Below are 13,146 nucleotides of genomic sequence, written 5' to 3' on the forward strand. Positions count from 1 at the left end.
GCGGAACGGTTTCGGGCGCGGCCGATCAAGTCTCCATCTCCGTCGCCCGCCCGATTCCGTGAGATCGAAACCCCGCGTTTTCCACCTCCTCGGTCGGATAGATATTTCTAAGGTCGACGAATACCGGCTCGGCCATCGCCGCCGCCAGCCGTTTGAGGTCGAGCGCGCGCAACACGTCCCATTCGGTGACCAGCACCACAGCGTCAGCGCCTTTGGCCGCTTCATAGGGGCTGGTCGAGAATTCGATTTCCGGCATCATCGGCCGCGCCTGTTCTATGCCTTCGGGATCGTAGGCCCGTATCTTAGCTCCGGCGTCCTCCAACGCCTGGACGATCGCAATCGAGGGCGCTTCGCGCATGTCGTCGGTGTTGGGCTTGAAGGTGAGGCCGAGCAACGCCACCGTCTTGCCGCGCGCGTCGCCACCCAGGGCCCGGATCACCTTGCGGCCCATGGCCCGCTTCCTGAGATCGTTTACCTTGACCACCGACTCTACGATCCGGAGCGGCGACTGATAGTCCTCGGCCGTCTTCAGCAGCGCCAGCGTGTCCTTCGGAAAGCAGGAGCCGCCATAGCCCGGTCCGGCGTGGAGGAACTTCGATCCGATGCGGTTGTCGAGGCCGATCCCGCGGCTCACATCCTGCACGTCCGCGCCGACCATCTCACACAGGTCGGCGATCTCATTGATGAAAGTGATCTTGGTCGCGAGGAAGGCGTTGGCCGCATATTTGATGAGCTCGGCCGTCCGGCGGCTGGTAACGACCAGCGGCGCCTTGTTGAGATAGAGCGGCCTGTAGATCTCGCGCATCGCCTCGGCCGCCAGGTGGTCCTCAGTGCCGACGACGATGCGGTCTGGCCGCTTGAAATCCTCGATCGCCGCGCCTTCGCGCAGAAACTCCGGATTAGAAACCACTCGAGCCTTTGCCGCCGGCGCCGCTTCGCGGATGATTCGTTCGACCTCGTCGCCAGTCCCCACCGGCACGGTCGATTTAGTCACCACCACCGCCGGTTTCCTGAGCGCGCGCGCTATCTCCTCGGCGGCTCCGAAGACATAACTGAGATCGGCATGCCCATCGCCGCGGCGCGATGGCGTTCCCACGGCAATGAACACCGCGTCCGCCGCGGCGACGGCAGGCGCGAGATCGGTCGCGAACGAAAGCCGACCGCCCGCCACGTTGCGCTCCACCAGTTCGTCCAGCCCAGGCTCGAAGATCGGCATTATGCCCTGGCGAAGCGCTTCTATCTTTGCTGCGTCCTTGTCGACGCAGGTCACGTCATGGCCGAAGTCGGAGAAGCAGGCTCCGGAAACCAGCCCCACATAGCCGGTCCCGATCATTGCGATGCGCATGGATATTCCCTGATCAGATAAATGCCGGATCCGCTTAACAAAGGCGGTCGCTCCAGAACAGGCCCTTCGCGGTTGCAGACCGGCAGTTCAGCTCCGGTCAGCCCGACGGGCTGTCGTCCAAAGAAAAAAGGAGCCGGCCCTTTCGGACCGACTCCCTTTTTTCGCTTGGCTCCCGGCTGCCGAAGCTGCCAGGGACCACCTTACATGCCCGAACCCGGGCCGAAGGTGATTTCCACGCGCCGGTTCTGCGGCTCGCGAACGCCATCGGCGGTCTCGACCAGCGGGCGGCTCTCGCCGAACGCTTCGGTGGTCATGACGCCTTCCGGCACACCGCGACCGGCCAGATAGGCGCGAACCGCGTCGGCACGACGCTGCGACAGACCAACGTTGTAGTCCGCCGGACCCGAACGGTCCGCGTGGCCCGCCAGCACGACCTGCGCCTGGCCCGTCTGCTGGTAGGCAGCGGCGGCGTTGTCGAGGATGGCGGCCGCCTGCGGCGTGATGTCCGACTTATCCCAGTCGAAGAACACGATGAACGGCCCGGCCGGAACCGCCGGAGGCGGCGGAGGCGGCGGAGGCGGCGGAGGCGGCGGAGGCGGAGGAGGCGGAGGAGGCGGAGGAGGCGGAGGAGCAGCCCCGAAGTTGAAGACGATGCCGCCGAGCAGGCTGTGCGAGCGAAAGCGATATTCCGCCGGCGCGCCGTTGAACGCCACATACTCCAGATCGGCGACGTTGAAGAAACGATACTTCAACTGAACGTCGATATTCTCGGTGAGCGGAGCACGAACACCAGCGATGGCCTGCCAGGCCAAACGTGAATCGCTGTCGTCCAGGAAAGGCGCGGCATTGTCGAAGCGACGCCAGTTGTTCGCCTTAATCTTGGCGTAACCGATACCGCCACCGATAAAGCCCTGCAGGCCGTCATCGTCGCCGATGTCCAGCATGCCGTTTACCATGAAGGCGAGCGCGCTGGTGGAGCCAGTCGCGTCATCATCGGGCGGGCCGCCTACGAGAGGATCTCCGGGCACGGGAACGGCGAACCGGCCATCGTTGATCTGGGCCTTCTTGTAGGACACTTCCGCTTCGATCCTGGCGCCGCCAAGATCGTAACCAGCGAACAGTGCGCCGTCATAACCGAAATCGTGATAGACACGGATCTGGCCGTTCGAGCCTGGCAGGTTCTCGTCTCCGGCTGAACCGGCGATCCTGACATCGTAGTCTTCGACGAGCATCGCGCCGAATTCGCCGCCGACATACCAGGCGCCATCGCGCGCAAGTGCCGGAGTCGCGAGCACGGTGGATGACAGCGCCACAACTATGGCGAGCTTCCGCATAAATCTTTCCCCTTTCTTATTCGCGTCCCAACGGAACGACCTTGAACTCAATACGGTAAGCGGAGTTTCCGTGCAAGCACGCTTATCCCTCCAATTGTTGCCGAAATGCCTCAGTTCATCGTTATCAGAACCAAGGCCCCTCGCCAGACGCCCCTCAAACGACACTCCTCCGCGTCGGTTTCATTGCAGGAACAAAAAAGATCAATCGATCAACCCATGTGACATTAATGTCGCAATGATCGCGTCGATCGCTGTACGGGCCTCCGGGTCAATTGTCGTTCCTCCTGAAGGACTTGGCGCTTCCGGTTGACGCGCGCCCACGACCTGTTGGCCATCGACCAGCAGACGGGTCACGGGCAACTCCCCGCTGCTCCAGCCGGTGCCGTTCCAGTGTAGCCACAGGCCCCGCGCCCTGTCCCACGCCATCATCCCGGCCTGCGGCGTGATGAAACGCCAATCGCCTTCGGTCCACGTCGCGACGTCATCTTCCTTGCCGCTCCAATCGCCGCTCGCGCCGATGGCGACAATCCAGCTTTCGCCGATTTGCGGGGTTTGGGGCGGGGTCGGGAGCGGTCCCTCCTCGACAGCGGCATGCAGCGCCGCATCGATCCGCGTCAGCGCCTCGTTACGATAGACTTCTTTCTGTGCCCGACCGGGAAGGATGAAAGGCAATTGGTATCGCTCGGTCTCGCTCATGGGTTCTCCAGAGAATTCAGTGTCATTGTGCAGATCTGTTGGAATGGGGCGCGGCTCTTGGTCTTCGCCCGCTCGACTCATGACTGGGCTGGAACGATGAGGTTCGCCGGGCGGGACGGCGCGAAGGTGCCGAGCTGGCGGACATCCACCGCGATGTCACCGGTCGCGTTGTCGGTGGCCTGCTCGGCTGCCGAATAGAGATAGAGCGGCTCCGATACGGCACCGTCCGTTCGTAGCCCGTGCCGGAAATGACGAGACTGTAGGTCTCGCTCTCTTCGCCAACCAAGGTGTCCGTTCCGCTCAGCCAGGTCCGACCGGCGCAGCTTCGCCTCACCCAACTGATCGCCAGATCTCCGGCTTCGGTCCACTCCGCCTTGAAGTAACCGGCGCCGGCGGTCTCACCGCTTCGCCCGTCAAGGTCGGGCTTGCGATCACCGACACGGGGTCGCCGAGGCCGCTCGCGCCTAGTCGCACCTCGCCGCCGAGAAGCGCCAGCGGCGGCTCGATCACGGCCAGGCTGGCACATCCAGCAGATCGAATGCCTCACCGGGAGCGTGGGTCGCGGCAGCCCACTCGCTGCCCCGCCGGCCGCGAAGCAGCCGAAAGCGTCTGTTTCCGATCGGAAAGATGCCGCTCGCCGCCACCGAAATCGAACGCACGCCGGCGCTTGACAGCAATTCGCGCCAGCCACCCGAATCCTTCGTGACGTTGACGGCCTCGCCGTTCACCTGCATCTGCGTCGTCCGCATTCCCGCCACCGTCGCGTAGACGGGCGGCTGTCCACCGTCCCCCACCTTCAGCAGAAACGCGCTACCTTTTTCCGCGCTCATGGTTTATTCTCCTATTGTTCAAGCTGTTGCACGGGGGAGTCGCGATGATTTCGCTTGCGCTTGCTTCGATGCTGGTCCTCGCCCAGGCGGATGCCGGCCTGCCCCAGGCCCGCCGCGCCTATGGCGACTGTCTCAACCGCGCGGTGCGCTCCCATCTCGATTCGAAAACCAGTCCAGCTGCCTTTGACAAGGGGCTGGCCACCGCCTGTGCCGCCAAGGAGGCCGCCTACCGCAACGCCATCATGGCGAGCGAGAAAGCCGCCGGCGCGAGTGCCGCCGAGGCGGAGGAACTCGCCAGCATGGACATCGAGGATCTGGAGACGAACACCAAGGACCTCTACCGCCTTCACATGGAGCAAGGCACTCGACCGGAATGATGCGCGTTAGCCGGAGCCCGCCGCCAGCATTCTGACCCTGAACTCAATTACGCCCGCCCAGGCTTGTGGCGCCGCCTCGCCGCCTTCCCTGACGATCCAGCAGCGCAGATAATTGGGCATAGCGAAGCTCCATCCCGCCATCCCTCCCATGCCGGCGATTGCCCCTTCGGCCTCGCCCATCAGCCGCCGCAGGCGCGCCGGCGTCTCGCCTTGTCGCGCAGAGCGACGGCCAGCCGCAATTCGCGTCCGCCGGCGCTCTTGTGGCTCCAGTCCGTCTCGGGTCCGACCTCGATCACGGCCTAGGGAACCGATGCCCGCACCGGGGAATCCGTCGTAGACGCCGACACCCGCCAGGCTCGCGAGCGCCGCCTTCGCTGCCGTCACCAGGGCTTCCTGAGCCGTCATTTCATGCTCTCCCGTTCACCTCGAGCCTGTCCGAGGGCCAGCCAGCGCAGCGCCGGATCGAGCAGGAACCGGCGAAGGAGATCGCGCCCGACCAGCCGGATGCCGTCCTCGACGGCCTCGACTTGGATCCCGCGAGGCAACGCGCCCCGCATTCGCGTGGCCAGCTATTCCGCTCGCGCTTTCACCAGGCGCCGCGCGGCTCGCTCGACCCATCCGGAAAGGTTCTCGAACATCTTCCCTCCGGAATACCCCAACCGCATCCGTCGCCATGGCCGCCACAGCGCCGTCACGGCCGCCGGCGGGCCGCCGCCATCTGCTGCATCGTGATGGGTGAAGAGATGGGCGACAAGCCGCGCCACCCCCTGCCGCAGCGCCTCGGGCAACGCCACCCAGTCCGCGGCCAGCCCCGCCTGGTAGCTCACCCGCACCCGCGCGGCGTCCAGCGGCTGCGTGACACGCACCCAGCTGTCGCCATTGGCGTCGATGTCGATCGCATAAGTCTCGGCAGCAAGCGCGTGGTCGCCCCGTCCGCATCCAGCACGTCCACCCCTGAGATGACGCTCACCGGCGCCATCCCGAGCCGCGTCCACGAACCGCGCGAGGGCAGCGTCTCGATGAACCCTGGCGCATCAGCGCCTGGCCGGTAAACCGCTCGCACAAGCGAATAGACCGGCGCCACGCCACACTTTCCGCCATCAGCCGCACCGCCCGCTGCGCGACCGGATTGGCGAGATACGCCTCCCGCACCTGCGCCTCGTAGGACCGCGGCCATTCCCCCACCGCCACCGACCCCTGCCACATACGCAATAAAAAAGGCCGGGGCTGACCCCCGGCCTTCCGCCCGAACCATTTCATGGTCGCTCCTAACTTGCCGCTGGGTCGCCTGACCCGGCACCTGAATCGAAGAGGCCGGCAGCGGCATCCCGCTGCCGGCCTCAACCCGGGGATCAACTCCCCAAAACGTCCCAAATCTCTCCGGCCACCGCCGCCAGGGCAACCGCCGCGGGCGGCCGCCAGTCACGCAGCGGCCGCCGCAGCAAGATCGCCACCAGCAGCATCACGCCGAGCCCGACATAGACATGCAGCGCGTCCTTGCTGAGGTCGGTCGCCTGGACGAGGACGAGCTTGGCATCCTGAAATACACTCATCGTTACACCTTGGCCCGAAAGGGCGTGAAATCCGTTTCCCGGTCATAGACATCGACGCCCTCGCGCCGCTTCAGCCAGCCCACCACCGCGTAGGTGACCGGCGTCAGCAGCGCCTCCCAACCCACCTTCAGCGCGAACTGGGTGACGAGAACGATCAGCAACGTCTGATCGTCCCAGACACCGTAGAAGGCGAGCGGGTAGAAGATCAGGCTGTCGATCCCCTGCCCGACGATGGTCGAGCCGACGGTGCGGGTCCACAGCAACCGGCCCGCCGTCCATACCTTCATCTTCGCGAGAACGAAGCTGTTGGCGAACTCGCCGGTCCAGAAGGCGACGATCGAGGCGAGGACGATGCGCGGCACCTGGCCGAACACCACCTCATAGGCTGCCTGACCCTCCCAGCTCGCCGCCGGCGGCAGCGCCACCACCATCCAGGCCATGAACGCCATGAAGAGGAGCGCGCCGAACCCCGCCCAGATGCACCGCCGCGCCCGGGCATAGCCATAGACCTCGGTCAGCACGTCGCCGATCACATAGGATATGGGGAAGAAGAGGATACCCGCCCCGAACGGCCATTCGCCGATCACTGGAAGGTTGACCGTGGCGACCTTGCCGGCGCCGAGCACGTTGGAGAGCAGGAGGATGGTGACGAACGCCGCCATCACGAAATCGAAATAGCGAAAGCGCGCGCCCGCCAGCGCCTCGCCCTCTACCGCTTCGATGTCCCCCCTGCGCATTGCGGCACGAATAGCGTCGTTCCACCCTCCGTGAAAGCGCGAGCGACGCCCGGCGGCCGAAAAACCGGTTCCTACTTTTCCGGGAAGTGCTTTAGAGCATGGCCCACGCGCCCGTAGCTCAGTCGGATAGAGCACGAGCCTTCTAAGCTTGGGGTCGCAGGTTCGAATCCTGCCGGGCGCGCCAAATACCGCCGTCTGCGACGCAGAGGCCGACCAAAGTACGACAGCGTAGCGTGGGCAGCGCTTCCTAGCGGTGAGGAAGTTCGAATCCTTCGGGGCGAGACTGATCGCGCCCAACAGGGTCGTCGGTTGAGGTCGCTATCTTTCCCGAAAGCTGCCCCTCTCAGCGGCAACCTGGCCCGCTGAAAACTATCAACGGAGGGCGCGCACCCACAGTCCAAGTGGCGCCAGCATGGTCAGTACGAAAAGAACGATAGTCACTGTTACGCCCGTCGGCACTTCGGGCAAGCCACCCGCGCTGCCATACGTCAGCGCTTCCTGGTATCCGAACCAGACGGAGGCGAGCAGTACCGATACCGTGAATGCATACGCGGTCAGAACTGCCTTACGCCACTCGGCCTGGCCTTGCCGTTGCTGGCGTTTGGCCTGGAGATAGGCGCCGGTGAGACAAAGACCCGAAAGCCCGAGGCCGAACACGAACCACACCACCTTGCTCCACAGGCCGGCGAAGTTACCGAAGTGGAGCGGGTCTGCCATGTCGATCCAGCGGTGGAGCGGACGCATCTCTCCGCTGCGACGGATTGCGAGGGTGCTGCCGTCGCGCGCGTCGAGCCAGACCCGTGCGCCGCGGTCGCGGGTGAACCAGCCACCGTCCTGCCCGTGGACCTCGAACAGTCCGGAATCCATCTGACCGGTCACCACAGTGCGGACCTCGAGCCGGGGGTATGCCCGCTCGGCCGCCGCGACCAGGCGCGAGATCGAGAGCGTCCGCGTCACGCTGCCTTCCGCCGCGGGCGGGTCGGGATAAGGAGCTTCGTCGGTAATCTTCCACTCGGCGAGGTACCAGATTCCGGTGACGGCGATCAGCGTCACGAACCACAGGCCCCATAGGCCGGTCAGCTTGTGCAGGTCGCTCCAGAACACCTTGGCGCCCCGGTGAGTTTGGAGCTTGAAGAAGCCGCGCCAGAACCGCTTGTAAAAGATCAGGCTGGTGACCAGCGAGGCCGCCAGCACGAAGGCCAGCAGGCCAACCAGCCAGTAGCCGAACGGAATCTCCCAAACACGCCATTCGCCGATGAACAGCGACATGTGGAAACTGCGCAGGAAGCGCTGAACGTTAAAATAGCTGAGCGTGGCCAGCAGCCGGCCGGAACCCGGATCGGCCCAGCCGCGATGCATCACTCCGTCGGGATCGTTCAGCCACAGCTCGGCCGCATGACCCGGCGCGATGGGAGCCTGGATCGAGTTGAGCCGCCAGCCGGGATGGGCCGCTTCGAAATTCTGCGCGATCTCCTGCCAGGCCACACTTTCCGCCGGCGGCGCGCGCAGCCGCTCGTCGATCAGCCAGTCGATGTCCTGGCTGAAAACCGCCACCGTCCCCGACCAGCAGACGACGAACAGCAGCAGTCCGGCGGTCAGGCCGATCCAGCTGTGCCAGACGAAGAAGGTCCGCCGGCGCACGGCGGCGTCAGAAACGGCCCTTGAAGCCGACCGTCACCCGGCGCGCCTCGGACTGGAAGTAGAAGAACCCCACGCCCTGGTCGGCAACGCTGACATATTTCTCGTTCAGCAGGTTCGACGCGGCCACGAAAATTTCCCCCGGACCGACGTCGTAGTGCACCGCTGCGTCCATCAGGAAGAGCGAATCCGTCGCGACGAAGCCGAGCGCCTCGTCGGCCGCAGTGAAGTAGCTCGCCGCGCCGTAGTATGTGCCCTGCAGCGAGAGGCGCAGCGGCTCGACCGGGCGGTAATTGGCGGACCCGGTGAGGCGGAATGGAGCGACGATGTCGGTGCTGTAGGGAATGTAGCGCCCCTCGGCGTCATCGAAGATCTTGCCGCGCTGCCAGGTCAGCACTGCGCCGAGATCGAGCTGCGGCGTGACCGCCCAGTCGGCGCTGCCCTCGAAGCCCCAGAACCGCTGCGGCGCGCGCAGCGGGATAAGCGGACACAGCGTCTCGCCGGCGCAGCTCGGGTCCGCCTGGAGCAGCGAGGCATTTTCCGAAGTCGAACGGAAGCCCGCGACCTCGAACTTCACCGTATCGAGCTGTCCACGAATGCCAATCTCGAACTGGTCCGAAGTCGCCGGTTCGGGGGAGATGAGCGAGGGATCGGTCTGGTTGCGCGCGGCGCGGCCGAGCTGCGAGATCTCCGCGCCCTGGCTGAAACCGCCGTAGAGCTGCACCCGGTCGGCCAGGTCGTAAACCGCGCCGGCGTTGAACAGCGTCAGGCTGGTCTTGCCCAATGCTCCAGGGGTGGCCGCGCCCCCGAGCGCCGGGTCGTAGCCGCGCTCGCCGATCTCGCCGCGGTACCACTCCTGGCGCGCCCCGCCCACCAACTTCAGGCGGCCGAAGTCGAACTCTGCCTGGCCGAATAGCGAGTAGGTGTCGAACGTCACATCGGGCGAGACGAACGAGAGGATCGCATCGGTCACCGGATCGATCGCCGGGCGGTAGTAGCTGTTGCGGGTGAAGTCGAAGCCGTAGCTGCCGACGAAGTCGACCATGCCGAGGCTTGCCCGCTTGACCAGCGTCGAGCGCAGGCCGAGCCGCTCGTGATCCGAATCCGAAGCGAAGAAATCGTCGCCGAAGTCGGCCGACCAGAAGTTGTCGCGCTGCCGGTAGAGCTGGTCCTGGTAGAACCCGCTGACCGCGAGTGACTGGCCCCAGAGAAGGTCAGGGTGGTCGTAGGACAGCGCCAGCGTGGTCGAGCGCAGAACCGCCTCGTCGTTCTGCGGGTGGGGCGCCACGGGGACGACCGGCGCAAAATTGCCGATGCCCTGCGAACCATCGCCCGACCACTCGCTGCCGTAATCCTCGCGGTACCAGGTGCCGGTCGCGCGCAGCTCGCCGCCCGCGAGTTCGGCGCCGACCGAGCCGTTGAGCGCGAAGCTTTCGTACATCCGTCCCGGTACGTAACCGCCGCCGGGCGTGCGGCCCAAGCCGCCGTCGGTGTAGGCGGCACCGAGGTAGTAGTCGATGCTGCCGAAGTCCTGTCCGCCGCCGAGATAGAGGTCGGTGGTGAAGCTGTCGTCGGTCTCGGAGGTGTTGAAGCTGGTTTGCGCGACGACGTCGATTTCGAGCGCATCGCCCTCGGCCCGGCGGGTGACGAAGTTGATGATCCCGCCCGGCGAGCCCGCGCCGTAGAGCGCGGTTCCGCCGCGGATCACCTCGACCTGCCCGACCGCGAACGGGCTGAGCTGGTACATCTGGTTGCAGGTGCTTTGGCGCAGGGTTTCGTTGACCGGCACGCCGTTGATCAGGATCGCCGTGGCCCGCCCGCGGATGTTCGGCGAGCAGTTGCTGCGTGCCTCGCGCTGCGGCGCGAGCCCGGGGACGGTGAATTCCAGCGCGCGCATGATGTTGGTGCTGAAGTCGAGCTGCTCTGCGAGTTCCTCCTCGCTTACGACCGAGGTCGAGATCGGCAGGTCGGACAGCTCCGTGCCGCTGCGCGAAGCGGTCACGAGGATCGTATCGTCATCCTGCGCCCGCTCCGCCGTCTGCCCGATTCCGCTGGCCTGATCTTGTGCACCGGCCGCCGACATCGGCGTGGCGATGGCAATAGCTAGTACGCTTACCCGAGCAATCGACCTCATGATGTTCCCCGTTGCAAATTTCGACGGCCCATATCGACGTCGGCGGAGAGCTGCAAGTCATTCTCATTAGCGACATCGACATTGAGAGCGACGCACGAGACTGGGCAGCCCACTGCGAGGACGGGCCGCCAAACTTGTCGGGCCAGGGGGCCGATGGCTACTCATTCATGGCCTGGCCCATTCTTGCGCCTTCCTGTCAGCTCGCCTCAGCGGCAATTCAGCGGCTACCTGAAACAACCGTCCGGCTTGGATCATTTGTTGGTCGAGGAGTCCGACAATGTTGAAGACGTTGATCATCGCGGCGGGCCTGTCGCTGGTTGCGACGCCCGCTCTCGCCGATCCCTACCGCGACGAGAGCGGCAATCGGGGCTATTCTTGGGGCGACCGAGACCGCTGGGACGGGCGAAGGGATTGGCGCGACGACGATTGGGACGATCGCGACCGCCGGCGTTATCGTCGCAGCGCCATCCCGGCTGGCCATCTGCCCCCTCCGGGCGAATGCCGCGTGTGGTTTTACGACCGGCCCGCCGGTCAGCAACCGCCTCCGACGAGTTGCAGGGAGGCACGCCGCATCGCCAGCCGCTTCGGTGGGCGCGTCATCTACGGCGGCTGACCAAGCCGGGCCCACCACGGCAGGAGACGGCACTCGAACTAATGCCTCGCTAGCGCCAGGGCTGCTTGAGCACCGTGTCGAGAAGCTAGTCGCTGGCGCACGCCTGGCAGCCGTTGACGTGAGATCAGACTACCGGCGACCTCTCGCCATATAGTAGCATCTACGCAAAGATGCGGCGGTGATTAGCGGAGAGCGGCGGCCTCAGGCGTTGCTAGCATAGTGCGAACGGCGACACATATTCGTTATGTTTATCCTGCACGGGGCGCCATTCTTCGGGAACGGCGGAAATCGGACGGGTGCCTTTTATCGAGCTGTTTTCTAAAACGTTATCGAGCTGTTTTCTAAAACGACGAAGCCGGCCGCGCCCGTAACGAGTACATGCATCGTGTCGTTCTTTGGAACCGCTGCCTGTCAGCGCTTCTCGCTATCCAGATAGGCCATCTGCGCCTCCGGATAGCGCGTCCCCGCCGCGGCGCTCTCGGGCATCGCGGCCTCGATCGCGGCGAGGTCGCCCGCGGTCAGTGTCACCTCCATGCTTCCGAGGGCTTCCTCCAGCCGGTCGCGCCGCCGCGCGCCGATCAGCGGGACGATGTCAGTCCCCCGCGAGAGCACCCAGGCGATCGCCGCCTGCGCCACACTCATCCCGCGCGCCTCGGCCACGCCGCGCAGCGCCTCGACCAGCGCGAGGTTGCGCTCGAGGTTCTCGCCCTGGAAGCGTGGGCTATGGGACCGATAGTCCTGGCCCGTGCGCTCCTTCGACCAGTGGCCGCTTATCAGCCCGCGTGAGAGCACGCCATAGGCGGTCACGGCGATCCCCAGCTCGCGGCACGTCGGCAGGATATCGTCTTCGATCCCTCGCGAGATCAGCGAATACTCGATCTGCAGGTCGGCGATCGGATGCACTGCGTGTGCGCGTCGGATCGTCTCGGCGCCCATTTCGGACAACCCGATGTGACGCACATAGCCCGCCTCGATCAGCTCGGCGATCGCGCCGACCGTGTCCTCGATCGGCACGTCCGGATCGAGCCGCGCGGGGCGGTATACGTCGATCACTTCGGTGCCTATTCGCTGCAGCGAATAGGCGGCAAAGTTCTTCACCGCCGCCGGACGCCCGTCGAAACCGGACCACTCGCCGCCGGGCCCGCGCATCCCGCCGAACTTGACGCTGAGCGTCAGCTTGTCGCGGTCGAGGGTCTTCAGCGCCTCGCCGATCAGCATCTCGTTGTGGCCCATTCCATAGAAGTCGCCGGTGTCGAGCAGGGTGATCCCGCGCTCGACGGCCATCGCCAGCGTCGCCAGGCCCTCGCCCCGATCGGACGGGCCATAAACATCCGACATGCCCATGCAGCCGAGGCCGAGGCGCGAAACCATGGGGCCTTCCGCCCCGAGTTGAACCTGTTCCATTGTCGTATTCCTTTCTCGATTCATCTCAGCTCATGTTGCTGACGGTGGGGCGGACGATGATCTCGCTGACATCGACCTCCGCCGGCTGCGCGATCGCGAAACGGATCGCGCGGGCGATAGCGTCCGGCCCGAGCATCCCGGCGTTGCGGAACGCCGCTATCGCCTGCTGCGTCGCTGGATCGGTAATCGTCTCCGCCAGCTCGGATTCGGTCGCCGCGGGCGAGATGGTCGTCGCGCGGATGTCGGTATGCTCCATTCGCAGCCCGTCGGTGATCGCCCGCACCGCGAACTTGGTCCCGCTATAGACCGCCGCGCCGGGAAACACGCGATAGGCCGCGGTCGAGGCCACGTTCACCACATGCCCCGAACCCTGCGCCACGAACCGCGGCAGCACCGCGGCGATCCCGTTGAGCACCCCGCGCACGTTGACGTCGATCATCCAGTCCCACTGGTCGACGAGCAGCGCGGAGAGTGGCGAAAGCGGC

At 65.4% G+C, this 13,146-nt stretch carries 15 protein-coding genes, 1 tRNA gene and 1 pseudogene; 3 read left to right on the forward strand and 14 right to left on the reverse strand.

The features are described from left to right. Positions 1–25 precede the first annotated feature (25 nt). The 4 genes from VIR62_RS13015 to VIR62_RS13030 all read right to left on the reverse strand — a co-directional run bounded on the left by VIR62_RS13015 (position 26) and on the right by VIR62_RS13030 (position 4,205). Positions 26–1,345: a UDP-glucose dehydrogenase family protein gene (locus VIR62_RS13015; protein WP_431871916.1), complete on the reverse strand. Its 1,320-nt coding sequence runs from the start codon at positions 1,343–1,345 to the stop codon at positions 26–28. A 200-nt stretch (positions 1,346–1,545) separates the two neighbouring features. Beyond that, a complete protein-coding gene (locus VIR62_RS13020; protein WP_431871917.1) occupies positions 1,546–2,679 on the reverse strand; it encodes an OmpA family protein in 1,134 nt (377 codons plus the stop codon). A gap of 201 nt (positions 2,680–2,880) precedes the next feature. After that, a complete protein-coding gene (locus VIR62_RS13025) occupies positions 2,881–3,375 on the reverse strand; it encodes a DUF2793 domain-containing protein (RefSeq protein WP_431871919.1) in 495 nt (164 codons plus the stop codon). Positions 3,376–3,881: 506 nt separating this feature from the next. Then, positions 3,882–4,205 (reverse strand): phage tail tube protein, encoded by a 324-nt coding sequence (locus VIR62_RS13030; RefSeq protein WP_431871921.1) that lies wholly within the window; start codon positions 4,203–4,205, stop codon positions 3,882–3,884. 44 nt (positions 4,206–4,249) lie between these two features. Here VIR62_RS13030 and VIR62_RS13035 point away from each other — a divergent pair, with 44 nt between their 5' ends. Then, entirely contained in the window at positions 4,250–4,582 is a 333-nt protein-coding gene (locus VIR62_RS13035) for a hypothetical protein (RefSeq protein ID WP_431871923.1), read from the forward strand. 6 nt (positions 4,583–4,588) lie between these two features. Here the strand turns inward: VIR62_RS13035 and VIR62_RS13040 are convergent, their stop codons facing one another. The 6 genes and pseudogenes from VIR62_RS13040 to VIR62_RS13065 form a co-directional block, all read right to left on the reverse strand. After that, positions 4,589–4,987, reverse strand: coding sequence for a hypothetical protein (locus tag VIR62_RS13040; RefSeq protein WP_431871925.1), 399 nt, complete (start codon positions 4,985–4,987; stop codon positions 4,589–4,591). Further along, complete coding sequence (locus VIR62_RS13045) at positions 4,984–5,127, reverse strand: hypothetical protein (protein WP_431871927.1); 144 nt, start codon at positions 5,125–5,127, stop codon at positions 4,984–4,986. Before VIR62_RS13045 ends, VIR62_RS13040 begins: the two co-directional genes overlap by 4 nt. Before the next feature lie 24 nt (positions 5,128–5,151). Next, entirely contained in the window at positions 5,152–5,577 is a 426-nt protein-coding gene (locus VIR62_RS13050) for a hypothetical protein (RefSeq protein ID WP_431871929.1), read from the reverse strand. A 97-nt stretch (positions 5,578–5,674) separates the two neighbouring features. Next, positions 5,675–5,842: pseudogene (locus VIR62_RS13055) on the reverse strand (phage portal protein); the annotation flags it as partial. 92 nt (positions 5,843–5,934) lie between these two features. Further along, positions 5,935–6,135, reverse strand: a complete 201-nt coding sequence (locus tag VIR62_RS13060; protein WP_431871931.1) for a hypothetical protein — start codon at positions 6,133–6,135, stop codon at positions 5,935–5,937. 2 nt (positions 6,136–6,137) lie between these two features. Continuing rightward, the gene (locus tag VIR62_RS13065; RefSeq protein WP_431871933.1) at positions 6,138–6,872 is read right to left on the reverse strand and encodes a queuosine precursor transporter; all 735 of its coding nucleotides are present in this window, start codon (positions 6,870–6,872) and stop codon (positions 6,138–6,140) included. Between the two features lie 107 nt (positions 6,873–6,979). Between VIR62_RS13065 and VIR62_RS13070 the strand changes: the two genes are divergently transcribed. Then, positions 6,980–7,056 (forward strand) — tRNA-Arg (locus tag VIR62_RS13070). A 188-nt stretch (positions 7,057–7,244) separates the two neighbouring features. Here the strand turns inward: VIR62_RS13070 and VIR62_RS13075 are convergent. Together VIR62_RS13075 and VIR62_RS13080 are read right to left on the reverse strand one after the other, a co-directional pair. After that, on the reverse strand, positions 7,245–8,513 hold the full coding sequence (locus VIR62_RS13075) for a PepSY-associated TM helix domain-containing protein (RefSeq protein WP_431871935.1): 1,269 nt from the start codon (positions 8,511–8,513) through the stop codon (positions 7,245–7,247). Between the two features lie 7 nt (positions 8,514–8,520). After that, a complete protein-coding gene (locus VIR62_RS13080; protein ID WP_431871937.1) occupies positions 8,521–10,644 on the reverse strand; it encodes a TonB-dependent receptor in 2,124 nt (707 codons plus the stop codon). Positions 10,645–10,921: 277 nt separating this feature from the next. Between VIR62_RS13080 and VIR62_RS13085 the strand changes: the two genes are divergently transcribed. After that, complete coding sequence (locus VIR62_RS13085) at positions 10,922–11,257, forward strand: hypothetical protein (RefSeq protein ID WP_431871939.1); 336 nt, start codon at positions 10,922–10,924, stop codon at positions 11,255–11,257. Between the two features lie 411 nt (positions 11,258–11,668). Here VIR62_RS13085 and VIR62_RS13090 read toward each other — a convergent pair whose 3' ends face one another. Together VIR62_RS13090 and VIR62_RS13095 are read right to left on the reverse strand one after the other, a co-directional pair. Then, positions 11,669–12,661 carry an aldo/keto reductase gene (locus tag VIR62_RS13090; protein WP_431871940.1) on the reverse strand — a complete coding sequence of 331 codons (993 nt, stop codon included), beginning with the start codon at positions 12,659–12,661 and terminating at the stop codon, positions 11,669–11,671. Between the two features lie 25 nt (positions 12,662–12,686). Continuing rightward, on the reverse strand, positions 12,687–13,146 hold a 460-nt coding region (locus VIR62_RS13095), incomplete at its 5' end, for an SDR family oxidoreductase (protein WP_431871941.1).

It is taken from the genome of Allosphingosinicella sp., from assembly GCF_036570505.1.
Lineage (GTDB): Bacteria > Pseudomonadota > Alphaproteobacteria > Sphingomonadales > Sphingomonadaceae > Allosphingosinicella.